This window comes from Demequina iriomotensis (assembly GCF_000971395.1).
Taxonomy (GTDB): domain Bacteria; phylum Actinomycetota; class Actinomycetes; order Actinomycetales; family Demequinaceae; genus Demequina; species Demequina iriomotensis.
On the sequence record NZ_BBME01000011.1, the window covers coordinates 298,501 to 323,365 of the forward strand.

At 71.9% G+C, this 24,865-nt stretch carries 21 protein-coding genes; 14 read left to right on the plus strand and 7 right to left on the minus strand.

The window, feature by feature from the left end:
• Positions 1-80 precede the first annotated feature (80 nt).
• Together AOM09_RS06595 and AOM09_RS06600 are read left to right on the plus strand one after the other, a co-directional pair.
• The gene (locus AOM09_RS06595; RefSeq protein WP_062385834.1) at positions 81-2,186 is read left to right on the plus strand and encodes a DNA gyrase/topoisomerase IV subunit B; all 2,106 of its coding nucleotides are present in this window, start codon (positions 81-83) and stop codon (positions 2,184-2,186) included.
• The gene (locus AOM09_RS06600; RefSeq protein WP_062385836.1) at positions 2,183-2,632 is read left to right on the plus strand and encodes a hypothetical protein; all 450 of its coding nucleotides are present in this window, start codon (positions 2,183-2,185) and stop codon (positions 2,630-2,632) included. Before AOM09_RS06595 ends, AOM09_RS06600 begins: the two co-directional genes overlap by 4 nt.
• Here the strand turns inward: AOM09_RS06600 and AOM09_RS06605 are convergent.
• Complete coding sequence (locus AOM09_RS06605) at positions 2,629-3,915, minus strand: hypothetical protein (RefSeq protein ID WP_156162271.1); 1,287 nt, start codon at positions 3,913-3,915, stop codon at positions 2,629-2,631. The two genes, AOM09_RS06600 and AOM09_RS06605, sit on opposite strands and share 4 nt — an antisense overlap.
• A gap of 176 nt (positions 3,916-4,091) precedes the next feature.
• On the opposite strand from AOM09_RS06605, the gene AOM09_RS06610 reads away from it, so the two are divergent.
• On the plus strand, positions 4,092-5,378 hold the full coding sequence (locus AOM09_RS06610) for a threonine/serine exporter family protein (protein WP_062385841.1): 1,287 nt from the start codon (positions 4,092-4,094) through the stop codon (positions 5,376-5,378).
• Positions 5,379-5,385: 7 nt separating this feature from the next.
• Positions 5,386-6,210, plus strand: coding sequence for a hypothetical protein (locus AOM09_RS06615; RefSeq protein ID WP_062385844.1), 825 nt, complete (start codon positions 5,386-5,388; stop codon positions 6,208-6,210).
• A gap of 153 nt (positions 6,211-6,363) precedes the next feature.
• Here the strand turns inward: AOM09_RS06615 and AOM09_RS06620 are convergent, their stop codons facing one another.
• Positions 6,364-6,780 (minus strand): GNAT family N-acetyltransferase, encoded by a 417-nt coding sequence (locus tag AOM09_RS06620; protein WP_062385846.1) that lies wholly within the window; start codon positions 6,778-6,780, stop codon positions 6,364-6,366.
• A complete protein-coding gene (locus AOM09_RS06625; protein WP_062385848.1) occupies positions 6,777-9,212 on the minus strand; it encodes a DNA gyrase/topoisomerase IV subunit A in 2,436 nt (811 codons plus the stop codon). The genes AOM09_RS06620 and AOM09_RS06625 overlap by 4 nt, the downstream gene beginning before the upstream one ends.
• Before the next feature lie 149 nt (positions 9,213-9,361).
• Between AOM09_RS06625 and AOM09_RS06630 the strand changes: the two genes are divergently transcribed.
• Together AOM09_RS06630 and AOM09_RS06635 are read left to right on the plus strand one after the other, a co-directional pair.
• The gene (locus tag AOM09_RS06630; RefSeq protein WP_156162272.1) at positions 9,362-9,928 is read left to right on the plus strand and encodes a DUF5998 family protein; all 567 of its coding nucleotides are present in this window, start codon (positions 9,362-9,364) and stop codon (positions 9,926-9,928) included.
• The gene (locus tag AOM09_RS06635) at positions 9,925-11,091 is read left to right on the plus strand and encodes an alkaline phosphatase family protein (protein ID WP_062385853.1); all 1,167 of its coding nucleotides are present in this window, start codon (positions 9,925-9,927) and stop codon (positions 11,089-11,091) included. Before AOM09_RS06630 ends, AOM09_RS06635 begins: the two co-directional genes overlap by 4 nt.
• Positions 11,092-11,108: 17 nt before the next feature.
• Here the strand turns inward: AOM09_RS06635 and sepH are convergent, their stop codons facing one another.
• Positions 11,109-12,182, minus strand: coding sequence for a septation protein SepH (gene sepH, locus AOM09_RS06640; RefSeq protein WP_062385855.1), 1,074 nt, complete (start codon positions 12,180-12,182; stop codon positions 11,109-11,111).
• 99 nt (positions 12,183-12,281) lie between these two features.
• On the opposite strand from sepH, the gene AOM09_RS06645 reads away from it, so the two are divergent.
• The 5 genes from AOM09_RS06645 (at position 12,282) to AOM09_RS06665 (ending at position 14,927) form a co-directional block, all read left to right on the plus strand.
• Positions 12,282-13,088, plus strand: coding sequence for an inositol monophosphatase family protein (locus tag AOM09_RS06645; RefSeq protein ID WP_062385857.1), 807 nt, complete (start codon positions 12,282-12,284; stop codon positions 13,086-13,088).
• 125 nt (positions 13,089-13,213) lie between these two features.
• The gene (locus AOM09_RS06650) at positions 13,214-13,513 is read left to right on the plus strand and encodes a DUF4193 domain-containing protein (protein WP_042211966.1); all 300 of its coding nucleotides are present in this window, start codon (positions 13,214-13,216) and stop codon (positions 13,511-13,513) included.
• Positions 13,514-13,516: 3 nt separating this feature from the next.
• Positions 13,517-13,978, plus strand: a complete 462-nt coding sequence (gene dut, locus AOM09_RS06655; RefSeq protein WP_062385859.1) for a dUTP diphosphatase — start codon at positions 13,517-13,519, stop codon at positions 13,976-13,978.
• Entirely contained in the window at positions 13,975-14,256 is a 282-nt protein-coding gene (locus AOM09_RS06660; RefSeq protein WP_062385861.1) for an OB-fold nucleic acid binding domain-containing protein, read from the plus strand. Before dut ends, AOM09_RS06660 begins: the two co-directional genes overlap by 4 nt.
• Positions 14,253-14,927 carry a DUF3159 domain-containing protein gene (locus AOM09_RS06665; RefSeq protein WP_062385862.1) on the plus strand — a complete coding sequence of 225 codons (675 nt, stop codon included), beginning with the start codon at positions 14,253-14,255 and terminating at the stop codon, positions 14,925-14,927. Before AOM09_RS06660 ends, AOM09_RS06665 begins: the two co-directional genes overlap by 4 nt.
• Here AOM09_RS06665 and AOM09_RS06670 read toward each other — a convergent pair.
• A complete protein-coding gene (locus AOM09_RS06670; protein ID WP_062385864.1) occupies positions 14,845-15,531 on the minus strand; it encodes a potassium channel family protein in 687 nt (228 codons plus the stop codon). The two genes, AOM09_RS06665 and AOM09_RS06670, sit on opposite strands and share 83 nt — an antisense overlap.
• Complete coding sequence (locus AOM09_RS06675; RefSeq protein ID WP_062385865.1) at positions 15,528-16,193, minus strand: potassium channel family protein; 666 nt, start codon at positions 16,191-16,193, stop codon at positions 15,528-15,530. Before AOM09_RS06675 ends, AOM09_RS06670 begins: the two co-directional genes overlap by 4 nt.
• Before the next feature lie 41 nt (positions 16,194-16,234).
• On the opposite strand from AOM09_RS06675, the gene AOM09_RS06680 reads away from it, so the two are divergent.
• Both AOM09_RS06680 and AOM09_RS06685 read left to right on the plus strand, forming a co-directional pair.
• On the plus strand, positions 16,235-18,148 hold the full coding sequence (locus tag AOM09_RS06680) for an APC family permease (RefSeq protein WP_169747625.1): 1,914 nt from the start codon (positions 16,235-16,237) through the stop codon (positions 18,146-18,148).
• Positions 18,141-19,352, plus strand: a complete 1,212-nt coding sequence (locus AOM09_RS06685) for a class I SAM-dependent RNA methyltransferase (protein WP_062385871.1) — start codon at positions 18,141-18,143, stop codon at positions 19,350-19,352. The genes AOM09_RS06680 and AOM09_RS06685 overlap by 8 nt, the downstream gene beginning before the upstream one ends.
• Here AOM09_RS06685 and AOM09_RS06690 read toward each other — a convergent pair.
• A complete protein-coding gene (locus tag AOM09_RS06690; protein ID WP_062385873.1) occupies positions 19,345-21,795 on the minus strand; it encodes a hypothetical protein in 2,451 nt (816 codons plus the stop codon). The genes AOM09_RS06685 and AOM09_RS06690 overlap by 8 nt on opposite strands.
• 135 nt (positions 21,796-21,930) lie before the next feature.
• Between AOM09_RS06690 and acnA the strand changes: the two genes are divergently transcribed.
• The gene (acnA, locus tag AOM09_RS06695) at positions 21,931-24,741 is read left to right on the plus strand and encodes an aconitate hydratase AcnA (protein ID WP_062385876.1); all 2,811 of its coding nucleotides are present in this window, start codon (positions 21,931-21,933) and stop codon (positions 24,739-24,741) included.
• Positions 24,742-24,865 lie beyond the last annotated feature (124 nt).

Genomic DNA, 24,865 nt, shown 5'->3' on the forward strand with positions numbered 1-24,865 from the left:
GGCATAACGCTCCCACGTCCCGTCGTCATCCGCACGCTCATCGGAGAGGCGGCGCCGTGGTGTCGGCCGCCCCAACTAAGATGTCCGCCGTGGCGAACGACTACTCGGCTAGGCATCTGTCCGTCCTCGAAGGCCTCGAGGCGGTGCGCAAGCGTCCCGGCATGTACATCGGCACCACCGACTCGCGTGGCCTCATGCACTGCCTGTGGGAGATCATCGACAACTCGGTGGACGAGGCGCTGGGCGGCTTCGGCGACCGGATCGACATCGTGCTGTACCCGGACGACTCGGTGGAGGTGCGCGACCAGGGTCGCGGCATCCCCGTCGACGTCGAGCCCAAGACCGGCCTCACCGGCGTCGAGGTGGTCATGACCAAGCTGCACGCGGGCGGGAAGTTCGGCGGCGGCTCGTACGCCGCGTCGGGCGGCCTGCACGGCGTCGGCGCCTCGGTGGTCAACGCCCTGAGCGAGCGCTTGGACGTGTGGGTCGACCGCGGCGGCCAGACGCACCACATGGGCTTCCGGCGCGGAGAGCCGGGCTACTTCCAGGACCCCGCGAGCGGCCCCGTGCCGGATGCGGGCTTCACGCCGTTCGTCACGGGCTCCGAGCTCGCGATCGTGGGCAAGGTGGCCAAGGCGCGCACCGGCACCCGCATCCGCTACTGGGCGGACCGCCAGATCTTCAACAAGGGTGCGTCGTTCAGCTACGAGGACTTGGTGACGCGTGCGCGCCAGACCGCGTTCCTGGTGCCCGGGCTCGCGCTCGTGGTGCGCGACGAGCGCAACCCCGATGCGGTGACGGAGGAGACCTTCCGCTACGAGGGCGGCGCCAAGGACTTTGTCGACTTCATCTCGCACGACGCCGCGGTGACCGACACGTGGGAGCTCACCGGCACCGGCACCTACCGGGAGACCGTGCCCGTGCTCAAGCCCAACGGGCACCTCGTGTCCGAGGAGGTCGAGCGCGAGTGCCAGGTCGACGTTGCGCTGCGCTGGGGGACGGGCTACGAGTCCGAGACCCGCTCGTTCGTCAACATCATCTCGACGCCCAAGGGCGGCACGCACCTCGCGGGCTTCGAGCAGGGCATCGTCAAGGTGCTGCGCGCGCAGATCTCGGCGAACGCGCGGCGCCTCAAGCTCACGGGCAAGGACGGCGCCGAGCGCATCGAGAAGGACGACATCATGGCGGGCCTCACGGCCGTGGTGACGGTGCGCATCCCCGAGCCGCAGTTCGAGGGGCAGACCAAGGAGGTGCTCGGCACCGGTCCCGTGCGCGGGATCGTCGCCAAGGTCGTCGAGCAGGAGCTCACCGCGATCCTCACCTCGCCCAAGCGCGACACGAAGGCGCAGGCGAGCATCGTCCTCGAGAAGGTGGTCGCGGAGATGCGGGCCCGTGTGGCCGCCCGCAAGCAGAAGGAGATCTCGCGGCGCAAGAACGCGCTCGAGACCTCGTCGCTGCCGTCGAAGCTCGCCGACTGCCGCTCCAACGACGTCGAGCAGTCCGAGCTGTTCATCGTCGAGGGCGACTCGGCGCTCGGCACCGCGAAGCTCGCCCGCCAGTCCGACTTCCAGGCGTTGCTGCCGATCCGCGGCAAGATCCTCAACGTGCAGAAGGCGTCCGTCACGGACATGCTGCACAACGCCGAGTGCGCGTCGATCATCCAGGTCGTCGGCGCCGGCTCTGGACGTACGTTCGACCTCGAGCAGGCGCGCTACGGCAAGATCATCCTCATGACGGACGCCGACGTCGACGGCGCCCACATCCGCACGCTGCTGCTCACGCTGTTCTTCCGCTACATGCGCCCGCTCGTCGACGCCGGTCGGGTGTTCGCCGCCGTGCCGCCGCTGCACCGCGTCGAGGTCTCGGGCTCCGCGCGGCGCGAGAAGGAGTACATCTACACGTACTCCGAGAAGGAGCTTCAGGAGACGCTGCGCGACCTCAAGCGCGCGGGCCGCAAGTACAAGGACGACATCCAGCGGTACAAGGGCCTGGGAGAGATGGACGCGGATCAGCTCGCGGAGACGACGATGGACCCGACCAAGCGGACCCTGCGCCGCGTGACCAGCGCCGATGCCGCGGCGGCCGAGCGCGTCTTCGAGCTCCTCATGGGCAACGACGTGGGTCCCCGCCGCGACTTCATCATCGCGGGCGCGGCCTCGCTCGACCACTCGCGGATCGACGCATGAGCGGGCTGCCCGGACGGGCCCCCGAGGTTCACGAGGGTGCGCCGGCGTGCCCCGTGCACCCGTACGGCTACCACCTCGAGCCGCGGGTCAACGCCGTCGGCACCCACCGCGTGTTCCGCGACGTCTCGCTGCTGGGCGTCCCGCAGCGGTGCGCGCTCCTCGAGGAGGAGCTCATGGAGGCCGAGCGTGAGCTCGACCTGCTGGACGAGCTGTGGGTGCGCGAGCGGGCGTCGACGGGGCGTCCGCTCACGATGGCCGCCGCGACCCTGTCGGGCGCCGTGCTCGTGATCGCCGCGCTGTCCGACGCGAGCGGGGCGACCGTCGCGGCCGTGGTGGGCGGGGGAGCGGCGCTGACGCTGCTCGGGTCTCGCGCCGAGGCGGTGCTGGTGCGGGCGCGGCTATGGCGCATCCGCGACTGGCACCGTCGCGTCGGCGTGCCGCGCTAACGCACGGCGGCATCCTCGACGGACGCGGACAGGCCGTCTCCAGGGCGGCTCACGGGTGAATCGGGCAGCCGTGCGGGGATGCCGCGGGCGGCGGCCACGAGGGCCGTCAGCGCGGCGGCGTGGAGGATCAGCTGCACGGCCGGCGGCCCCGGCACGGGATGGGCCTGCGCGAGGGCCAGCACCACGACCCCGATGCCGGCGCCTGCCGCGGCGCGCCGTGACCGGGTCGCGAGGTACCAGGCCGCCGCCGCGAGCACGAACGCGGCCGTCGGCACCAGGACCGAGAGCCGGTAGTACGGGAACGTGAGCGGGTCCGTGACCAGTCGCGCCCACGCGGCGACCACCACGGCCACCGTGACGGCGTCCGACCGCCGGCGCGTGGCGAACCACGCGGCGAGCCCGGCTCCCACGATGACGGCGGCCTGCGCGACGCGCGTGGTCCAGGTGACCGCTCCGTCGCCCGGGACCAGGAGCGTGAGCACCGTCGGCCTGCCCGTCGACCACGCGAAGTCGAGCATGTGGAAGCGATCGCTCAGCACGAACGGCGCCCACAGCGCCGCAGTGCCCAGCCCGCTCACCGCCGCTCCCACGGCGCGCCGAGGCCACGTCGGGAGGCACAGGAGGATGACCGGGGCCGCCAGCACGGCCCACGTCTCGAGCCCGCAGGCGAGCACGAGCGCCAGTGCCGCCGGCACGGTACGGGACCGCTGTGCGAACCCGCCGGCGACGAGCCAGAGCACCGGGACCCACACATAGGTCGGGTGCTGGAACGTCACAAGCGCCGCGAGCTGCCAGGCGGCCACGAGCCCCGCCGTGACGGCGAGCGCCGTGGCGAACAGCCACCGGGGCGGTCGCAGGCGCCCGGCCCAGCGCGTCGCGCCGTACAGGGCCGGCACGATCACCACGATCGCGGAGATCGCGAACCCCACGCCGGGCGCCGCGCCCACGACGTGGAGGACCCAGGCCAGCAGCGCGGCCCAGGCGAGCGCGAGCGGGCCCGTTTGCACCGCGGGGTCCGCATACGCATCGCCCGGGTGACCCTCGAGGATGGTCCGGCCCGCGTCGACGAACAGGAGCAGGTCGCCGTAGCCCTGGGACCCGCCTTCCCAGACGGTGGCGTCAGGCCAGCGCGTGTCCATCCCGCTGCTCGGCAGCACCGTCATGAGGACGGCGAGGCCGATGCCCGAGGCGAGGAGCGCGCGCCACGACGGCGGGGCGTCGGGGACGTGTCGCAGCCAGCGCTGGACCGGCAGGGGCATGGCCGCGAGGAGGGACCTTGGCATGGTCGGGATCATGGCGGCAGCCGGCGCGCCGCGACGGCAGGGCACGCCGGGTGCGCCCGCTTTGCCGGGCCCGGGGCTTCGTCCGCGTGCCGTTGGCCCGCGCGCCCCGACGTTTGCCAGAATGAAGGCCCCGGAGAGCCAGGCGGCATCGCCGCGACATCGATACGAGGGGTGACATGGCGGATTCAGACGCGCAGACCCGGGACCCCGAGCACTCGCTCGAACCCGTCGGCCTCATCGCGCAATCCGGGGCCATCCTGCGCATGGGCCGGATGATGCTCGCCGCCGGCACCGCGAGCTACCGGGTCAAGGAGGCCATGGGCGCGGTCGCGCACGCGCTCGGCGTGGACCGCCACACCGCCGCCGTGACGCTCACGGAGATCACCGCGACCACGCACCGTGGCGCGATCTTCCGCACCGAGGTCACCGAGGTCCGCAAGTTCGGCGTGAACGCCGAGCGCATCAAGCTGCTCGACGACTTCCGCTCGGGCCTGCCCGAGTCGATCACGGTCGAGGAGGTCCACGAGGCGCTCGACCGCATCGAGAGCAGGCCCGCGCTCTACCCCGCGGCGGTCAACGCGCTCTCCGCGGGTGCGGCCTGCGCCGCCTTCGGCGTCCTCAACAACGCCCGACCGCTCGAGGTGCTCGCCGTGCTGGTCGCGGCGACCGCGGGACAGTTCCTGCGGCGCTCCCTCGCGCATCGTGGCTTCAACCCGTTCGGCACCACGATGGTGGCGGCGGCGCTCGCGTGCGGCCTCTACCTCGCCTCGGTCGCGCTCTACGGCGCCTTCGGCCTCGACGTCGACGTCCACGCCTCGGGCTACATCGCGTGCACGCTGTTCCTCCTGCCGGGCTTCCCGCTCATCACAGCCGCGCTCGACATGGCCAAGCTGGACTTCTCCGCCGGCATATCGCGCCTGGTGTTCGCCACGATGATGATCGTCGGAGCCGCGCTGTCGGTGTGGGGGATCACGCTGCTCGGAGCCCTCGACTCGAGTGCGCGCGAGCCCATCCCGCTCGACCCGCTCCCGCACTACGCGATGATGGCGGTCGCCAGCCTCGTGGGGGTGCTCGGCTTCGCCCTGATGTTCAACTCGCCGTGGCGCATGGCGCTGTCCGCCGCGCTCATCGGCATGGTCTCGAACACCGCGCGGCTCTACCTGGCGGATCACGGCGTGATGATCCAGATGGCCACCGTGCTCGCGTGCGTGCTCGTGGGCGTGCTTGTCGCGGTGGCCGCGCCCCGCACGCCCTCGCCGATCATCACCCTCCAGGTGCCGGCGGTGCTCGTGATGATCCCCGGCGTGCTCGCGTTCCAGTCGGTGGTGCGCCTCAACGAGGGCGACTACACCGCGACCATCGGCGCGATCCTCCAGGTGGTGCTCATCGTGCTGTCGATCATGGTGGGCCTGGTGGTGGCGAAGCTCTTCACGGACCGCCAGTGGGCGTTCGACAGGGGATGAGGCGCGCATGACCCACGTCATCGAGGTCACCCGGCGGATCGCGGTGCTCGACGCTCACCGGCTCACCGATCGCGCCGTGGCACGGCTGGCCGGTGCATCGTCCACCCTGGTCCTGCTCAGCAGCGACGCGCTCTTCGACGCGTCCGACCGGTTCCGCGCGGTCACGCCGCAGCTCGAGATCGTGGACGGCGGGCTGGTCCGCGGCGAGGTACGGGAGGCCATCGTGCGCGCCGCGGACCTCGACTGCGTGCTCCTCGCGGTGCCGCCGCCACCACGACGGCGGAGGTTCCTCCATCTGGCGGTGAACGGGGCGATCGATGCCGCCGCGGCGGGGCACCCGACGGTCGCCGTGCTGGTGATGCGCGACATCGAGGTGCGCGGCGACGTCGCCGTGTTCTCGCGCTCGGGCGAGGCGTCCGGCTACGGCCTGGCCTTCGCCCTCGAGATCGCGATGCGGCGCGGCGTCCATGTGGCGCGCATCCTGCCCAAGAAGGGGCTGTACGTGCGCCGCACCGCGGAGGTCGGGCATCGTGCCGACGTCGAGGCGGGGGAGTACGGCGTGAAGGTGCGTTACCGGCGGGTCTCGAGCCCGCTGGAGACGGTGCTGCGGGGGCAGTACACGCTCGCGGTGCATTCCGTGCTCGACGTGATCGGCCGACGCTCGACGCGCGCCGAGCCGGGGGCGCCGGCGCGGATCCAGAAGGACGCGAACGTCGACGCGGTGCTGTGGCTGCTGCGGTTCTTCCGGGGCGACGTGCTGCTCGTCGGCGACGGCGTGCGGCTGCGCGAGGGCGGCGAGGCGCGGGCCACGGTCGAGGAGCCGCTGCTCTAAGTCACGGCCCTGGAGCCGACCGCGAGCGGCCCATGCGGGATCCGGGTGGCGGCGTCCCGCAGGTCCGTGACTTGCGGCACCGGGGGCGACGGGAGGGGGGGCGTCGGGAGGAGGGGCGATGGCGGGAGCCGCGAGGCGCGCGACCCGCTGCGCTCAGCCCAGCGGGTCGCCCGGCAGAAGCTCCCAGGAGCGCTCGTGGCGGCGATAGCCGAGCCCGGGGTAGTACCCGGCCGCGTCGGGCGCCGCCGAGAGCCGCACCTTGCAGTGGGGCCCCAGCTGCGCGCGCATGATCCGCTGGAGCTCGAGCCCGATGCCCCGGCGCTGGTACGCCACGTCGACGCCCAGGTCCTGGAGGTAGCAGATGAGCTCGAGGTCCGTGAGTGCGCGGGCGAAGCCCACGAGCAGGTCCCCGTCCCATGCCGTCACCAGCAGGTTCGAGGCGGCGAGCGCGCGCTCGAACACCACCGGATCGTCGGTCGGGCGGCGGGCGCCCAGCGTCGACCGGTCGAGCGCGTCGATGTACTGCGCCGCCGTCACGACGGCGTCGGTGCGGTAGACGAGCCCGCTCACCCGATCCCGCCGACGGGCGTCGGCATGGCCGTGCCCGAGCCGTCGCGCTTGCCCGCCTCCTCGGGGAGGTCGACCGGCTGACCGGCGGACGTCGAGGCGCGTGGGGGAGTGGGCCCTGCCCAGGCGAGCAGCAGGGTGTCCTCGCCCTTGAGGAAGCGGTGCGCGCGCACGCCTCCCGTGGCGCGGCCCTTGGTCGGGAACTCCTCGAGCGGCGTCCACTTGGCGGAGCCGGCGGCCACGCCGGGCAGGCCGTCGGACGGTCCCGCGATGGTGGCCACGGCTCCCTTGGTGCCGGCGCGGATGATGCCGAAGAACAGCACGCGCGCGCCGTCGCCGAGCTTGATCCCCGCCATGCCGCCTCCCGCGCGGCCCTGAGGACGCACGTTCTTGGCGTCGAAGTGGAGCATGCTCGCGTCCGTCGCGACGAAGACGAGGTCGTCACCGTCCGCCGCGGCTCCCGCGCCCATGACCACGTCGCCGTCGGCCAGCGCGATGACCTCCCACTCGTCCTTGTTCGGGATGTCGTCCGCCTTGACGCGCTTGACCACGCCCTGGAGCGTGCCGAGCGCGAGCGGCGTGGAGCCGTCGAGGGGCACGAGGCCCACGACCTCCTCGCCCTTGCCGAGCGCCACGAGCTCCGCGACCGGGGTGCCGCCGCCCAGCGACGGCGGCTCTGTCGTGGGGGCGAGCGAGGGCACGTCGAGCAGCGACACGCGGATGAGCCGCCCGCGGTTGGTCACGATGCCCACGTCGGCCCGGGCGGAGGCGTGCACCACGCTGCGCAGCGCATCGTGCGCCGAGCGGCGGCCTTCGCGTGCCGGGGCCTCGTCCTCCGCCGTGCGAGCGATGAGGCCGGTGGTGGACAGCATCGCGTAGCAGGGCGTGTCCTCGATCTCGAGCGACATCGCGGGCGCCTTGGCGCGCGTCCCCGGCAGCGTGGCCGCCGGTGCGAGCGCGCCGCCGTCCGCCAGCAGGATCGTGCGACGCGGCGTGCCGTACTGCGTGGCCGCGGTCTCCATCTCGCGCCCGACCACCGCGCGCAGCACGGTGTCGGAGCCGAGGATCTCCTCGAGCTCGGCGATCTCGGCGAGCAGCTGCGACTTCTCGTTCTCGAGCTCGAGGCGTGAGAACTTGGTGAGGCGGCGCAGGCGCAGCTCGAGGATGTACTCGGCCTGGATCTCCGACAGGTCGAAGGCGGTGCGCAGGCGCTCCCGGGCGACCGACGCATCGTCCGCCGCGCGGATGATCTGGATGACCTCGTCGATGTCGAGGATCGCGATGAGGAGGCCGTCGACGAGGTGCAGGCGGTCCTGGCGCGCCTTGAGGCGGAACGCCGAGCGGCGGCGCACCACGTCGAGGCGGTGGTCCACCCACACGCGCAGGAGCTCCTTGAGCCCGAGGGTGCGGGGCTCACCGTCGACGAGCGCGACGTTGTTGATGGAGAAGGACTCCTCGAGCGGCGTGACCTTGTACAGCTTCTCGAGCACGGCTTCCGGGTTGAAGCCGTTCTTGATCTCGATGACCAGGCGCAGGCCGTGGTGACGGTCGGTGAGGTCGGTGACCGCGGAGACGCCGTCGAGCTTCTTGCTCGAGACGGCGTCCTTGATCTTCTCGATGACCTTTTCGGGGCCGACCATGTAGGGCAGCTCGGTCACGACGATGCCCTGGCGGCGCGCGGTCACCTTCTCGATGCGCGTGGTGGCGCGCGTGATGAACTTGCCGCGGCCAGACTCGTAGGCCTCCTTGACGCCCTCGAGGCCGACGATCTTGCCGCCACCGGGCAGGTCGGGGCCGGGGACGAAGCGCATGAGCTCCTCGAGCGACGCGCCGGGGTTGCTCAGCAGGTGGCGCGCGGCCGAGACGACCTCGATGAGGTTGTGCGGCGCCATGTTGGTCGCCATGCCGACCGCGATGCCCGCGGCGCCGTTGACCAGGAGGTTCGGCACGGCCGAGGGCAGCACGGAGGGCTGCGTGAGCTTGTTGTCGTAGTTGGGGACGAAGTCGACGACGTCCTCGTCGAGGTTCTCCGTCATCACCATCGACGCGGGCGCGAGGCGGCACTCGGTGTAGCGCGAGGCGGCCGGGCCGTCGTCCAGCGAGCCGAAGTTGCCGTGCCCGTCGACCAGCGGCAGGCGCAGCGACCAGGACTGCGCCATGCGCACGAGCGCGTCGTAGATCGCGCTGTCGCCGTGGGGGTGGAGCTTTCCCATGACCTCGCCGACCACGCGCGCGGACTTCACATAGGCGCGCTCGGGTCGCAGGCCCATGTCCTGCATCATGTAGACGATGCGGCGCTGCACGGGCTTGAGGCCGTCACGGGCGTCGGGGAGGGCACGGGAGTAGATCACCGAGTACGCGTACTCGAGGAACGACGCCTCCATCTCGGCGCTCACGTCGATGTCGACGATCTGCGCGTCGGGCGCGTCGGTCATCAGTCACCTCGCAGAATTCTGGCGGTCAGGGTCCAGCCCGTATTGTCTCGCGTCCGTCGGACAGCGGCGCACAGGCACGCGGAGAGGGCCTCCGCATCGTCCTGAGGACGGGCGGAACGTCCACCCCCGAAGGTGAGACAATAGCGGCCATGTCACAGACCCTCGACCAGGCCGTACGCATCGCGGGCTACTACCCGGCGCTCGCCACGTCCGTGCTCCGCTCGGCGATCGGGGCGGAGAAGGCGCGCGCGCACTTCGTCCACGCCGAGACCACGTTCGACGACCGCGAGGTCCGCCGCCACATGACGGTCCTGGTGATCACGGACACGCGCCTGCTGCGCGTCCACATGGACGATGGCGCGGGCCACGGCGCGGAGGGCGGCCACGAGGCCTCGGCGACGGTCGAGACCACGTCGCTGTCCGCGATCCGGAACACCGCGATGACGCACGTGGTCCACGAGCCCGAGCACTTCTCCGAGGGCGACCTCCCGAGCGAGCTGGTGCTCGCCGTGGGAGGCTCCGTGCACTCGCGGGTCGACCTCGAGCCGGCGAGCTGCGGCGACCAGAGCTGCGAGGCGGACCACGGCTACACCGGGACGTTGACCTCGGACGACATCCTGGTCCGCGTCAGCCTCATCGCCGACGGCGAGGACTCCATCCGCGCGCTGCAGGACTTCGCGGGTGTGCTGCAGGGGGCGATCGGGGCCAGGGGGTGACCCCCGGGGGACGGCTGGCGGCTGCGGGGCTGTCCGTCCCCGACTACGGCGGCCTCGAGCTGGGCGCCGTGCTGCCGGGCGTGCTCGCCGCGGTGGGCGCCGCCGATGCGGTGGCCGCGCGCGATGCCGAGGCGGACCGGGTCCGTCTGGGCATCCCCGCCGCCGAGCACATCGTCGTGGTCCTCATCGACGGCCTGGGCCACCACCAGCTCGACGCGCGGAAGGGCCACGCGCCGTTCCTGCGCGGTACCGAGTCGGCCGTCATCACCGCAGGCTTCCCCACGACGACGGCGACGTCGCTCGCGCTCTTCGGCACCGGACGGCCCTCCGGCGCGACGGGGATGACCGGCTACACCGCGCACAACCCCGCGACGGGCGCCGCCGCGAACCTCGTGTCGTGGGAGGGCGCAGACGATCCGCACCGGTGGCAGCGCGAGCCCTCGCTCCTCGCCGCCGCGCACGAGCGCGGGCTCAGCGTCGCGTCGCTGGGTCAGGCCAAGTTCGAGGGTTCGGGCCTCACCCGCGCCGCGCTGGCGGGCGGGGACTTCATCGGCACCACGGGCCTGGCCGAGCGCGTCGACCAGGCGATCCGCCGCGCTCGTACGCCCGGGCTCACCTACCTCTACTGGGGGGCGCTCGACCGCCAGGGCCACAAGCACGGCTGGCAGTCGGAACCGTGGACGGCGGCGCTCGAGGACGCCGACCAGGAGCTGCGGCGCCTGCGCGCCCGCCTGCCGCGCCATGCGGCCATGGTCATCACCGCCGATCACGGCATGGTCGACGTCACGGGCGCACCTCGCTGGGACATCGGGGCCGATCCCGCCCTCGCGCAGGACGTGCGGCTGGTCGCGGGCGAGCCCCGCATGCTCCACCTCCACATGGACGATGCGTCGGCGGCGCCCGCGGTGGCCGAGCGGTGGCGCTCGGTGCTGGGCGAGGGGGCGGCCGTGCTCGAGCGCGCAGAGGCCGTCGCGCTCGGCTTGTTCGGACCCGTCTCCGGCCACGTCGAGGATCGCATCGGCGACGTGGTGGTCGCGATGGGGGGCCGGGCGACCGTGGTCGACTCCCGCACCCAGACGCCCGAGGCGATCGGGCTCGTCGGCGTGCACGGCTCGCTCACGCGTGAGGAGCTCGACGTGCCGTTGCTGGTGGCGGCGGGCTGAGGGAGCCCGCCGGGCGATCAGCCCTGGTCGTTCTTCGCGCCGAAGACGATCTCGTCCCAGCTGGGGACCGAGGCGCGCCCACGCTTCGCCGGACGCCGATCGACCGGCTCCTCGGGCTTGGGCTGCGGAGCCGCGGCCGCGGGTTCGCTCGCGCGCGCCCGACCAGCGGGGTGGGAGAAGCCCGTCTCCGCCTCGCGAGCGCGGCGCGCGGGGCCGAAGCCCTCGAACGCCTCGTCGTCGTCCTCGTCCTCGTCGGTCTCCGCCACGGCCTCGCGCGTGCCGCGCCGGAGGTCGAGGTCGTCGAGCAGCAGCTCGGTCTGGGTGGGCTCGGGGGCGCGACGCGCGGCGGGGGCCGGCGCATCGTCCTCCGCCGCGGCCTCGGCGGCCTCGGGGGAGTCCACCAGGGGCACGGGCTCCGTGGGGGCCGGCGGGCGGGTGGCCTGCAACGGTCGGGCGGCGTCCTTCTCGGAGTCGCGCACGGCGCTGAGGTGGCGCCGGGGGATGGGCACGTCGAGCAGCTCGGTCTCCGAGAGCCAGCGCGCCTCCTCGTCCTCGGCGGTGAGCGTCCGCGCCGAGTGGTCGAACGTCCACAGGGCACGCACGCCGCGACCGGACACGCGGTAGTCGGCGGCGACGCGCCAGGGCTCGTCGATCTCGCGCCAGGCGTCCCACGTGACCGACTCGGGGTCGACGCCGCGGGCGGCCAGGCGGTCGGTCACCAGGTCGCCCAGCTGGGGAGCGCTGGGGTCGCGGCCGATGCGGGTCTCGCGTGCGAGGTCCGCGATGTAGCGGCGCTCGGCGGCGACGGGGCCCTCGTACTTCTCGATGGCGGCCAGGGACGTGCCGGACAGCTCCGCGAGCTCCGCCGCCGTGAGCCCGGCACGGATGCGCTGCTGGATCTCGCGCGGCGTCATCGTGGGCCCGTCGGACTCCTCGGGCGACGCGGCGGCGGGCGACGCGGCGGGGCGCGTGTACCTGACCGCGTGGCGAAGCTCGTCGGAGAGGGGCAGCTCGAAGCGGTCACCCGACTCGGACTCCACGACGAGGTGGAGCCCGTCCTCGGAGGGGCCGACAAGGGTGAGGCGCGTCATGGCATCAGGGTGCCACGCCCGATCGCGACCGAGGCCGCGACACCCCGGTTCACGACGATTGCCGGGATCTCCGGTCGCGGCGCCTCCTACGATGTGCCCATGAGCACCCCTGCCGCCTTGCTCGAGGTCGCCACCACGCTCGCGACGGAGGCCGGCCGGCTCATCGTCGCCGGGCGCGCCTCGGCCCGCGTCGCCGACACGAAGTCCTCGTCGGTCGACATCGTCACCCAGATGGACCTTGCGGCGGAGGAGCTGCTGCGCGCCAGGATCCGCGAGCTGCGCCCGGACGACGGCATCCTCGGCGAGGAGGGCGACGACGTCGAGGGGACGTCGGGCATCACGTGGGTGCTCGATCCCATCGACGGCACGGTCAACTACCTGTACGGGATCCCGCACTACTCGGTCTCGGTCGCCGCCGTGAGCGGACCGCCCGAGCCGCACCGGTGGACCATCGAGGCCGGCGCGGTGAGCGACGGCGCGGGCACCCTGTGGACGGCTGCGCGCGGCCTCGGGGCGTGGCGGGACGGCGAGGCGCTCCGGCGCGAGGGCTCCGCGCCGCTCGACCGCACGCTCGTGGCCACCGGCTTCCAGTACACCGCCGAGCGGCGTGCGCTCCAGGGGCAGGTGGTCGCGCGGCTGCTGCCTCAGGTGCGCGACATCCGGCGGCTCGGCTCGGCTTCGGTCGACCTGTGCCACGTCGCGGCCGGCACCGTGGACGCCTACTACGAGCAGGGTCTCCATCCGTGGGACTTCGCCGCCGCGGCGCTCATCGCGACGGAGGCGGGGGTGAAGGTCGCGGGCCTGGACGGCGGTGCGCCGGATGGGGACATGGTCATCGCGGCGATGCCCGAGGCGTGGGACGCCCTGCGAGATGCGCTGGCAGAGGCAGGTGTCCGGCCGTTCTAGAAGGCCCGCGCACGCTCGGGTCGCATTCTTCTCCGGGATGGTGCAGAATGCGTCAGCCGCGCGGGAACAAAAGGTGCCCGCTGCGCATTAGACAGCCACAGGAACGTGGAAGGGACTTCAGCCGCATGGCAACCGATTACGACGCGCCGCGCAAGACCGACGACGAGATCTCGGCCGACTCCATCGAGGAGCTCAAGGCCCGTCGCGCGGACAAGACCTCCGGCGTGGTCGACGAGGACGAGACCGAGGCCGCGGAGGGCTTCGAGCTCCCCGGCGCCGATCTGTCCGGCGAGGAGCTCTCGGTCCGCGTGCTGCCGGCGCAGCAGGACGAGTTCACGTGCATGTCGTGCTTCCTCGTGCACCACCGCAGCCAGCTCGCGAGCTTCAAGAACGACCAGCCGATCTGCTCGGAGTGCGCGGCCTGACGCATGGCCGACCTCGAGATCCTCGTCAGCACGACCGAGCCGGACGTGCCCCTGCCTCGCTACTCCCACCCGGGTGACGCGGGAGCGGACATCACCACGCGCATCGACGTGCGCCTCGAACCGGGGGAGCGCGCCACCGTGCCCACCGGGCTGAGGATCGCCCTGCCGGACGGCTACGCGGCCTTCGTGCACCCGCGCTCGGGTCTCGCGTCCCGGCACGGCGTCACGATCGTCAACGCGCCGGGCACGGTCGATGCGGGCTACCGCGGCGAGATCGCCGTGACCTTGCTCAACACCGACGCGACCCAGGCGGTGACGCTCGCCAAAGGCGACCGCATCGCGCAGCTGGTGATCCAGCGCGTCGAACGCGCCGACTTCGTCCCCGTCGAGGCCCTTCCGGGCTCGCACCGCGGCGAGGGCGGCTTCGGTTCGACGGGCGTCGCGACCGCCGAGGCGACCGCGTGACGGTCGCCGACAGCGCCATCGCGGACGTGGAGCCGCGCGGGGTCGCCCGCGTGGCCGGCCGCGTGGTCGCCATCCAGGTGGAGCCGAGCGACGCGCCTCCCGCGTTCACGGTGCGTCTGGAGGACGCCACCGGACGTATCGACGCGGTGTTCATGGGCCGCCGCGACGTGCCCGGCATCGCGCCCGGCGTGGAGCTGCGCCTGGAGGGCCGGGTGTGCGCGACGGAGTCGCTGCCGCGCCTGTACAACCCCCGCTACGAGCTCATCCCGGCGTCGTGAGCGACGAGCGCCAGGTTCCCGAGAGCCGGGCCGCGAGCCTGCTCGGCGGGGACACCTTCGACCTGCACGCCGCGATCGGCGGATGGCGAGGATTCGTCGAGTCCTCGCTGCCCGGCATCGTCTTCGTGGCGTCGTACCTCATCTGGGGCGGCTTCCGCACCCCGGTGATCGCGTCCGTCGCGGTGATGGTCGTCATGGTCGCGGTGCGCCTGATCCAGCGCACTCCCGTGATGCAGGCGCTCGCCGGCGCCGCAGGCGTCGCCTTCGGCGCGATCTGGGCATGGCGCTCGGGCGACGCGGCCGGCTATTTCGAGCCGGGGCTGTGGATCAACGCCGCCTACCTGGGCGGCATCCTCGTCTCGATGGTCGCGGGCTGGCCCGTGGTCGGCATCGTCATGGGCCTCATCCGCGGCGAGGGGACGGCGTGGCGCGCGAATGCGACCGAGCGGCGTCGCTACCAGCTCGCGTCCGGCGTGCTCGCGGCGATGTTCGCGCTGCGGCTCGCCGTGCAGGTGCCGCTCCTGCTCGCGGATCAGCTCGCGGTGCTCGGCACCGTCAAGCTCGCGATGGGCGTGCCGCTCTTCGCCCTCACGCTGTGGGGCGTATGGCTGCTGTCCCGCGACGCAGCACCTGCTCGAGCGCCTCAGGATCCGCCTCCGACGACACGATGAAGAGCAGCTCGTCGTGAGCCTCGAGCGTGTCGTCCGGCGTCGGCGCAAGCGTGCGGTCGCCGCGGATGATGCACGCGAGCACCACGTCGACGGGCCACTGGATCTCCCGCAGGAGCACGCCCACCACGGGTGACGATGCAGGCAGGGTCACCTCGACCATCGCCGCGCCCGACTGGCGGAACGTGAACACGCGCACCAGGTCGCCGACGGCCACCGCCTCCTCGACCATCGCGGTCATGATGCGCGGCGTCGACACGGCGACGTCCACGCCCCACTGGGCGTCGTACATCCACTCGTTGCGGGGGTTGTTGACGCGCGCCACCGTGCGGGGCACGCCGAACTCGGTCTTCGCGAGGAAGGACACGACGAGGTTCGCCTTGTCGTCACCGGTCGCGGCGACCACCACGTCCATCGTCTCCACCTGCGCGTCGCGCAGGGCGGACATCTCGCAGACGTCGGCGAGCATCCACTCCGCCTCGGCCACCTGCGCGACGCGCATCGCCGCGGGGTTCGAGTCGATGAGGAGGACCTCGTGCCCGTGCTCGAGGAGGTCGCGCGCGATCGAGCGCCCCACCGAGCCGGCGCCGGCGATCATGACCTTCACTTGGACACCTCCGGGGAGCGTCCCGCGACGCGGGCGGGGGAGCCGCCTGCGCCGGGGAGCATGGTGAAGTAGGCCTCGTCGCCCTCCTGGACCAGCGTGTCGGCGTCCGGCAGGAGCGCCTCGCCGAAGCGCACGAGGTATGCGACGCGCGCCTGCGCGCGCCGCTCAAGATCGGTGTAGCGCCTGCCTACCCAGCCCGCGTCGATCGGCAGGCGGCTGAGGCTCACGCCCGCGCTCGGGTCGTGATAGAGCGCATCGGAGCCGCCGGGGAGGAGGCGGGAGACGATCTGCGCGGCGGTCCAGGGGACCGGTGCCACCGTGGGGATGCCGAGCCTCCGGTACACCTCGGCGCGGCCGAAGTCCGCGATTCTCGCGACGACGTTGTCGATGCCGTAGGTCTCGCGCACCACACGTGCGGCGAGGATGTTCGAGTTGTCGCCGTCCGAGACCGCGGCGAAGGCGTACGCGTCCTCGACGCCGGCGGACACGAGCGTGTCCCGGTCGAAGCCGATGCCCGTGATCCGCTGGCCGGCGAATCCGGCGGGGAGCCGACGGAACGCGTCGCCCGACTGATCGATCACCGCCACGGTGTGGCCACGGGCCTCGAACTCGATCGCCAGAGTCGCTCCGGTGCGGCCGCAGCCCATGATCACGATGTGCACGGCAACCCACGGTATACCCCTTGAGCCTAGGATGGTGCGACGTGCGAAGGTTTCTGGCGACCCTGAAACTGCTGGTGTTCGGGCGGCCCATCGCGACGGGGCGGATCCAGCGTGCGCAGCTGCGCACCCGCCTCGCGCTCCCCGTGTTCGGCGCGAGCCTGCTGTCGACGGTGACGTATGCGCCCGACGCGGTGGTCGATGCGCTGCGCAAGGGCGGCGTGCAGTCGACGCTGCCGATCATGGCCGTCGGCGTCGTGGCGATCATGCTGCTGCTCGGCTTCGCATACCGCTCGAACGTGCGCAAGCGCCCGGACGAGCGTGGCGACTACGGGCTCGTGTCGGACAAGCTCGGGCCGGACGCGGCGCTCGTGACCGGCGCGTCGCTGCTCGTCGACTACGTCTTCACGGTCGCGGTGTCGGTCTCCGCGATCGCGCAGTTCGTGGCGTTCGTCTTCCCGGCCCTCGACGGCGCGCACACGACGATCGCGGTGGTCGCGATCCTCATCATGACGCTCGTCAACCTGCGCGGCGTGCGCGAGCGCGCGCACCTGCTGCTGGTGGTGTGGTTCGGCTTCCTCGGCGTCGTGCTGCTCCAGCTGCTCGTCGGCGCCACGCGCGACAACATCGCCCCGCTCACCACCACGCCGCCGGCGCCCACGTGGTCCACCGCGCTCGCCTTCGCGGGTGCGATCGCCTCGGGCGCGGTGATGCTCACCGGCATCGAGCACCTCGCCTCGTCGGGGCCGGCGCACGCCGAGCCGCGCGGCGCCCGGGCCGGTCGCACCCTCATCCTCGCCGTGCTCGCCGGCGCCGTCGCGTTCACCGCGGTCATCGTCATGGTGTGGCGCTACCGGGTGTCGGGCTGGGCGTCGGGGCCGGTGCTGCTGCAGACCGCCGAGCGCGTGTTCGAGCAGTCATGGCCCGTGTGGGTGGTCGCGATCCCGTCGGTCGGCATCCTGTACGCCGCCGCCTCGGCGGTGTTCCGCCGCTTCGCGGGCCTCACGTCGCTGCTCGCCACCGACTCCTACCTGCCGCGCCAGCTGTCGCAGCAGAGCGACCGGCTGGTGCTGCGGGGCGGCGTGCTGTGGGTGGCGGGGTCGTCGGCCGTGATCGTCGTGGTCACCGGCGCGCGCCTCGAGCAGCTGGTGCACATGTACCTCATCGGCGCGTTCGCGGCGATCGTGCTGAGCCAGGTCGCCATGGTGCGCTACCAGAGCCTCAGGATCGCGCTCGAGCCGAGCGGTCGCACGCGGCTGCGCATGAAGGGCACGCGCGTGCTCCACGCCTCCGCGGCCATCGTCGCGGCGGCGGTGTGGCTCGTCATCGCGATCTTCAACTTCGTGGCGGGTGCATGGTTCGCGCTCGTGCTCGTCACGGCCCTCGTGTTCCTCATGCGGGGGATCCACCGCCACTACGCGGACGTCAAGGAGCAGCTCACCATCCTGCCGGACGATCCTGCGTCGGCCAGGCCGAGCGCCACGCACGGCATCGTGCTCGTCGCCCAGCTGCATCGTCCCGCGCTGCGCGCGATCGCGTACGCCAAGGCGGCACGCCACTCGTCCCTCGAGGCCGTCGCGGTCCAGGTCGACCCGGCCGCGACGCGCGAGCTGCAGCGGCGGTGGGGAGCGCTCGGCCTCGGCGTGCCGCTCGTGGTGCTCGACTCGCCGTATCGTGACCTGGTGGCGCCCGTGCTCGACCACGTCCGCAGCATCCACCGGGAGTCGCCGCGTGACATGGTGGTGGTGTACGTACCCGAGTACATCGTCGGGCGGTGGTGGGAGAGGTTCCTGCACAACCGGGCGACGATGCGCCTGCGGGCCAAGCTCCTGTCCGTGCCTCGCGTGGTGGTCGCGGCGGTGCCGTGGCACCTGTCGTCGTCGCTCGCGGTGCTCGAGGGCGATGCGCTCACGCGCGAGCTGCCGCGCGTCGAGGAAGGAGAGGCGACTCATGCGTGATCTGCTGACGCTCGAGATCGGCGCCGTCGCCCACGGCGGCCACTGCGTCGCGCGCCACGAGGGGCGCGTCGTGTTCGTGCGCCACGCCCTGCCGGGCGAGGTGGTGCGGGCGCGGCTCACCGAGGCGGGGGACGATGCGCGGCTGTGGCGTGCGGACGCCGTCGAGGTGGTCGAGGCGTCGCCGGATCGCGTGCCTTCCGTGTGGTCCGATGCGGGCCCCGGCGGCGTCGGCGGCGGCGAGCTCGCGCACGTCGCGCTGCCCGCGCAGCGGCGATGGAAGCACGAGGTGCTGGCGGAGGCGTTCCTGCGGTTCGCCGACCGCGAGTTCCCCGGTTCCGTCGAGGCGGCGCCCGGTGACGACGAGCGCGGCGGGCTGGGCTACCGCACGCGCGTCACGGCGATCGCGGGTCCCGAGGGGCGTGCCGCGATGCACGTCCACCGCTCGCGCGCGGTCAAGGAGCTCGGCTCGCTGCCCATCGCGGCGCCCGAGCTCGAGCGGCTCGTGCTCGAGACGCGGTTCTCCGGCGGTTCGCACATCGTGGGCGTCGCGCCCGGTGGCGAGGAGCCGCGCCTCGTCGTCGACGGAGTGCCGTGGCGCGGCGGACGTCCCGACCGGCGCGACAACGCCCCGCGCCGCGTGCGCGAGACCGTGACGACGGCGCAGGGGGAGTGGACCTACCAGGTCGACGTCGAGGGATTCTGGCAGGTGCATCGGGAGGCGCCTGGCGTGCTTGTCGATGCAGTGCTTCGCGGCGTCGGCGACGCGGCCACGGTGCTCGACCTCTATGCCGGCGCCGGGTTGTTCACCGTCGCGCTCGCGTCGACGGGCCGCGTGGTCACGTCCGTCGAGGCGGACGCGCGCGCCTCGCGCGATGCCCGCCGCAACGCGCATGCGGTGCCGGACACACGCATCGTCCACGGGGATACGCGTGCGTTCCTCGAGTCGGCCGCGGTCGAGCCCGGGCGTGCGACCCCCGACGCGATCGTGCTCGACCCGCCGCGCTCAGGTGCCGGTGGTCGCACCGTGGACGCGCTCGCCGCCGTCGGCGCGCCGCGCATCGTCTACGTCGCGTGCGACCCTGTGGCGCTCGCGCGGGACACGGCGTTGCTGGCGGCGCACGGGTACGCGCTCGAGGGGGCGCAGGGGTACGACCTGTTCCCGATGACGCACCACGTGGAGACGGTGGCGACGTTCATCAGATGACGTACTCCGGCGGTGCATCCGGTGTAGAGGCACCAGTGCGACTGAGCTCCTTCAGGGCCTCCTCGTAGCGGGCGCCGTACTGATAGTTGCCGTGGTTGAGGGTGCGCGGCTTCCCTGGTGGTCCGGGGGTGAAACTGTAAGGGTCTTCGTCCGGCGTGGGTGGATCGGGGACGTTCTCCCAGTCGTCCTCGCCAGGCGGGTCATTCACGGGGTGGCCCAGCGGATCCGTCTGGCGATACAGATTGATCCAGCCGGTGCGCTCCTCGTTCCGCACCAACGTGCCGACGTCGGCGAACAGGTGTGGATTGAAGATCCACGGGAAGAGCCAGCGATAGTGGACGTTGAGGAGCTGACCGTAGGTCAGCAGCCGTAGTCTGTCCTTGCCAGGCACCGCCGTCGTAGCGCTCGTCCCTTGGAGGCCCTGTAGTGCGGGGAGCGCGATGATTGCGCCTTGGCTGTGCGCGCTCACGATGACGGTGGCCTTGGCGTCGTTCGCGAGCAACGCGGTCACTCGCTCCTGCAGGTCGGGGAAGGTCGTGTCGCTGTACGGGACCGGAGCCCAAGGGTGGAAGAAGCGCGGCCACAGGCTCACGAGGTCCCAGATCACACCGACCGGTCGCCGAATTCCCACGCTGGCGGAGCCGCGGAACATGAATAGGCCGACGGCGGCAAGAGGCGTGACGAACGCGGCAAGGATCGAGAAGGTCGCGAATGCGTCATCGGCGTGGCTCGAGGCGAGCCCGAATGCTTCTTCCTTGCTGTTCTTGCCGAGGGCCACGAGCGCCCAGTGCCAGAGCCCCAGAGCGCCCGCGAGGGCGGCGGCCGTCGTCACGCACGCGACTGCTCCTTTCGCAACATTGCGCCGAATACGGCTCGCCGCGAGGAATCCGACGACCGCCGCTACCGGTATCCAACCCAACGCTCCCCAGCCAAACCCGGCCGCGAGTGACCCGGGCTCAGGGGCCTCGCCAGGCATCACCACGATGACGCCTACAACCAGGCCGAGGACAACGACGGCGCCGAAGGCGAGAGCAGCCACTCCGAGGACGGAGCGTGCCTTCTCAGCAAGCTTCCGGAGGCCCTTGAACCACTCCGTCGTGCCCACACCCTTCGTCGCATTCCAGCGCCAGAGGACGCCGCACGCCAAGACGCATACGGTGAGGACACCTGCGAACGCTGCGATGAGCATGACCGGCGTCGGGGGAGTGTGCGCAGCCGCGCCATCGAGAACCCTGTTCAGCACCACCGCGCTGCCTGACACGCCGGTCACCGCGGTCGCGAACCCGAGCGTGGCGAAGATGGCCGAGTGCCAGCGTGCGATCGTGGGACCGCCATCGGGTGCGAACCCAGCTTGGACGAGCGTGAGGGCGAACGCGAGGAGCGCAACGGTGAGGAAGCCCTTCCCCAGCGGTTCGGCGAGGCTCGAGAGCCTCGCGCCGGCCGTCGAGGTGCCCCACGCGGTCCAGACTCCGACGGTCACGACGACCGCGTACGCCAACGGGCGTACGCCCTTCGGGAGGCGGATGAGCGCACCTTTGACGGCCTCGACAACGAGCGCGATCACGCTCAAGGCCACGTAGCCCACGCCCACGTAGAATGGTCGGGCTGAATCGGTCTCGGTGGCGTACAGCAACGATGCGACGCCGAGGCCTGCAAGCGTATGGATGTGGCTCAGGCTCCGGGTCAAGGCGCCCGCGCTCCACAGGCGGGCGACCGAGATCCCCTCCTTCTTGGGTGCAGTCGCGGGGGACCGCACCATCGCTTCTGTCGGTGCCGCACCCTGCCGTTGGACACGCTTGTCGGACCGGCGCATGGCGATGAGGCTCCAGCCGAGCAACGCGAGGACTGCGACGCCGAGCGCGATCGCCGCCCGCCACTCCTCCGAGATCCCGGTGTTGGATCCGAATGGTTTGGTCCCGCGCTCCACCGCGATCGAAGCAACCCAATACGCGCCCATCGTCGCGATCGCCGTCATGCAGAGCGCGATGACGCGGGCCGCGAACGTGTGCCATGCCGAACGCTGCATGGTGCGCGCGTCAACCTCCGTTGGCACGGTGGGGCGCCGGTCCGCAAGTGTTGTCGCGTCGTCCTTGTCGCTGGCAGTCTCTGCTTCCGGAGCGGACGCCCAGACGCCAGGCAGCATCCACCCCGCAACGTTGATCAGCGCGAAGGGAAGAAGCAGCACGCGAAGTGCGGAACGTACGCGACCACCCGACGTGAGCCCGCCCCACGAGTACGCCTCGACGAAGCCGGGCTCGCCCGCCTTGGCGATCCGGCCCACGTGCGCGGCACCCCGATAGAACCCGGTGTCGCCACCGCCGGCGACGAGGATGGGAGGCTCGGCCAGGAGCCCCTCGGGCGGCGTACCGGAGACGCCGTGGATGCGTAGCTCGATCACACCGTCCGGCACGACGACGGGCCGGAGGTTCTCGATTCCCCCCATGAGCCAGAGAATGCCACGAAACGGACATCGTGCATAGTCATTCATGCCGATGCACGAGGAACTTCGCCGTCGGTGGCGCCCGATAGGATGTGCCCAGACCCAGTGCTGGGAGACCCCGAACCACGGAGGAGACGCATGAGCGCGAACACCCTTGGAGCCAAGTCGACGCTGCAGGTAGGCCCGCAGCAGTACGAGATCTTCCGACTCGACGCGGTTCCAGGGCTTGACCGCCTGCCGTACTCGCTCAAGATCCTCGCCGAGGCGCTGCTCCGCACCGAGGACGGCGCCAACATCACCGCCGACCACGTGCGCGCGCTCGCCGCGTGGGAGCCCACCGCGGACCCGGACACCGAGATCCAGTTCACGCCCGCGCGCGTGGTGATGCAGGACTTCACGGGCGTCCCGTGCGTCGTGGACCTCGCGACCATGCGCGAGGCCGTGAGCGCGCTCGGCGGCGACCCGACCGTCATCAACCCGCTCGCGCCCGCCGAGATGGTCATCGACCACTCCGTGGTGATCGACATCTTCGGCCGCAAGGACGCCCTCGAGCGCAACACCGACCTCGAGTACGAGCGCAACCGCGAGCGCTACCAGTTCCTCCGCTGGGGTCAGACGGCGTTCGACAACTTCAAGGTGGTGCCGCCGGGCACCGGCATCGTCCACCAGGTCAACCTCGAGTACCTCGCCCGCGGCGTCATGACGCGCGAGCTCGACGGCGCGACCCAGGCGTACCCCGACTCGTGCGTCGGCACCGACTCGCACACGACCATGATCAACGGCCTGGGCGTGCTCGGCTGGGGCGTCGGCGGCATCGAGGCCGAGGCGGCCATGCTGGGCCAGCCCGTGTCGATGCTCATCCCCAAGGTCGTCGGCTTCAAGCTCACCGGCGCGATCCCCGCCGGCGCGACCGCGACCGACGTGGTCCTCACCATCACGCAGATGCTGCGTCAGCACGGTGTCGTGGGCAAGTTCGTCGAGTTCTACGGCGAGGGCGTCGGCGCGGTGCCGCTGGCCAACCGCGCGACCATCGGCAACATGAGCCCCGAGTTCGGCTCGACCGCCGCGATCTTCCCGATCGACGCCGTCACCGTGGACTACCTCCGCCTCACGGGCCGCTCCGAGGAGCAGGTCGCGCTGGTCGAGGCGTACTGCAAGGAGCAGGGCCTCTGGCACGACCCGTCGCGGGAGGCCGCGTACTCCGAGTACCTCGAGCTCGACCTGTCGACCGTGGTGCCGTCCATCGCCGGCCCCAAGCGCCCGCAGGACCGCATCGAGCTGTCCGACGCGAAGGCGTCGTTCGGCCGCTCGATCCTCGACTACGCGCAGCACGAGGAGATGCACGGCCTCGACGAGTCGGTGGAGGAGACCTTCCCGGCCTCCGACCCGATCGCCGCCGAGGCCCACGCGGACGATGCGCCCGAGCCGGCCCACGCATCGTCCGTCGCCACCACGACGCGCCCGCACAAGCACGCGCCCGTGACCCTCGCGGACGGCACCGAGACCGCGCTCGACCACGGTGCCGTGGTGATCGCCTCGATCACCTCGTGCACCAACACGTCGAACCCGTCGGTGATGCTCGCCGCGGCGCTCCTCGCGCGCAACGCCAACGCCAAGGGCCTCACGTCGAAGCCGTGGGTGAAGACGTCGATGGCGCCCGGCTCGCAGGTGGTCACCGACTACTATGAGAAGGCGGGCCTGTGGCCTGACCTCGAGGCGCTCGGGTTCCACCTGGTGGGTTACGGCTGCACCACGTGCATCGGCAACTCCGGCCCCCTCCCGCAGGAGGTCTCCGACGTGGTCAACGAGAACGACCTCGCGGTCGTCTCGGTGCTGTCGGGCAACCGCAACTTCGAGGGTCGCATCAACCCCGACGTGAAGATGAACTACCTCGCGTCGCCGCCCCTGGTGATCGCGTACGCGCTCGCCGGGACGATGGACCACGACTTCGAGGCCGACCCGCTGGGCACCGACTCCGCGGGCAACGACGTCTACCTCCGCGACATCTGGCCCGACGCGGCCGAGGTCGAGGCGATCGTCGGCTCGTCGATCACGCAGGAGATGTTCGAGAAGGACTACGCGGACGTGTTCGCGGGCGACTCGCGGTGGCAGAACCTGCCCACGCCCGCCGGCAAGACGTTCGAGTGGGCCGACGACTCGACCTACGTGCGCAAGCCCCCGTACTTCGAGGGCATGGGCCTCGAGCCCGAGGCCGTCGAGGACATCACCGGCGCCCGCGTGCTCGCGCTGCTGGGCGACTCCGTCACGACGGACCACATCTCGCCGGCCGGCTCGATCAAGGCGGACAGCCCCGCGGGCATCTACCTCGCGGAGCACGGCGTCGAGCGCCGCGACTTCAACAGCTACGGCTCGCGCCGCGGCAACCACGAGGTGATGATCCGCGGCACGTTCGCCAACATCCGGCTCAAGAACCTGCTGCTCCAGCAGGAGGACGGCTCCGTGGTGGAGGGCGGCTTCACGCTCGACCACCTCACCGGCGAGCAGACCACCATCTACGACGCCTCGGTGGCGTACCAGGCCGCGGGCATCCCGCTGGTGGTCCTCGCGGGCAAGGAGTACGGCTCCGGATCGTCGCGCGACTGGGCCGCCAAGGGCACGTCGCTGCTCGGCGTGCGCGCGGTCATCACCGAGAGCTTCGAGCGCATCCACCGCTCGAACCTCATCGGCATGGGCGTGCTGCCGCTGCAGTTCCCGGCGGGGGAGAGCGCCGCGTCGCTCGGCCTCGACGGCACCGAGACCTTCGACATCGCGGGCGTCGCGGCGTTCTCCGCGGGCGAGCACCCCAAGGCGCTCACGGTGAAGGCGACCAAGGCCGACGGCTCCGTCGTGGAGTTCGAGGCCGTAGTCCGCATCGACACCCCCGGCGAGGCCGACTACTTCCGCAACGGCGGCATCCTGCAGTACGTGCTGCGGTCGCTGGTCAAGTAGCCGGAACCCGACGTCGCGGCCCCGTCCGGCAGCAGCCGGGCGGGGCCGTCGCCGTCCCGTGGGTCGCCACGCCCGGGGGTCCCGGCATCGAGGCCGTACAGTGGAACGTCAACAGCAGTGAGGA

Coding starts and splice junctions, on each gene's coding strand:
- AOM09_RS06595 (WP_062385834.1), top strand. CDS start 81: ATGTCCGCCGTGGCGAACGACTACTCGGCTAGGCATCTGTCCGTCCTC.
- AOM09_RS06600 (WP_062385836.1), top strand. CDS start 2,183: ATGAGCGGGCTGCCCGGACGGGCCCCCGAGGTTCACGAGGGTGCGCCG.
- AOM09_RS06605 (WP_156162271.1), bottom strand. CDS start 3,915: ATGCCAAGGTCCCTCCTCGCGGCCATGCCCCTGCCGGTCCAGCGCTGG.
- AOM09_RS06610 (WP_062385841.1), top strand. CDS start 4,092: ATGGCGGATTCAGACGCGCAGACCCGGGACCCCGAGCACTCGCTCGAA.
- AOM09_RS06615 (WP_062385844.1), top strand. CDS start 5,386: ATGACCCACGTCATCGAGGTCACCCGGCGGATCGCGGTGCTCGACGCT.
- AOM09_RS06625 (WP_062385848.1), bottom strand. CDS start 9,212: ATGACCGACGCGCCCGACGCGCAGATCGTCGACATCGACGTGAGCGCC.
- AOM09_RS06630 (WP_156162272.1), top strand. CDS start 9,362: ATGTCACAGACCCTCGACCAGGCCGTACGCATCGCGGGCTACTACCCG.
- sepH (WP_062385855.1), bottom strand. CDS start 12,182: ATGACGCGCCTCACCCTTGTCGGCCCCTCCGAGGACGGGCTCCACCTC.
- AOM09_RS06645 (WP_062385857.1), top strand. CDS start 12,282: ATGAGCACCCCTGCCGCCTTGCTCGAGGTCGCCACCACGCTCGCGACG.
- AOM09_RS06650 (WP_042211966.1), top strand. CDS start 13,214: ATGGCAACCGATTACGACGCGCCGCGCAAGACCGACGACGAGATCTCG.
- dut (WP_062385859.1), top strand. CDS start 13,517: ATGGCCGACCTCGAGATCCTCGTCAGCACGACCGAGCCGGACGTGCCC.
- AOM09_RS06685 (WP_062385871.1), top strand. CDS start 18,141: ATGCGTGATCTGCTGACGCTCGAGATCGGCGCCGTCGCCCACGGCGGC.
- AOM09_RS06690 (WP_062385873.1), bottom strand. CDS start 21,795: ATGGGGGGAATCGAGAACCTCCGGCCCGTCGTCGTGCCGGACGGTGTG.
- acnA (WP_062385876.1), top strand. CDS start 21,931: ATGAGCGCGAACACCCTTGGAGCCAAGTCGACGCTGCAGGTAGGCCCG.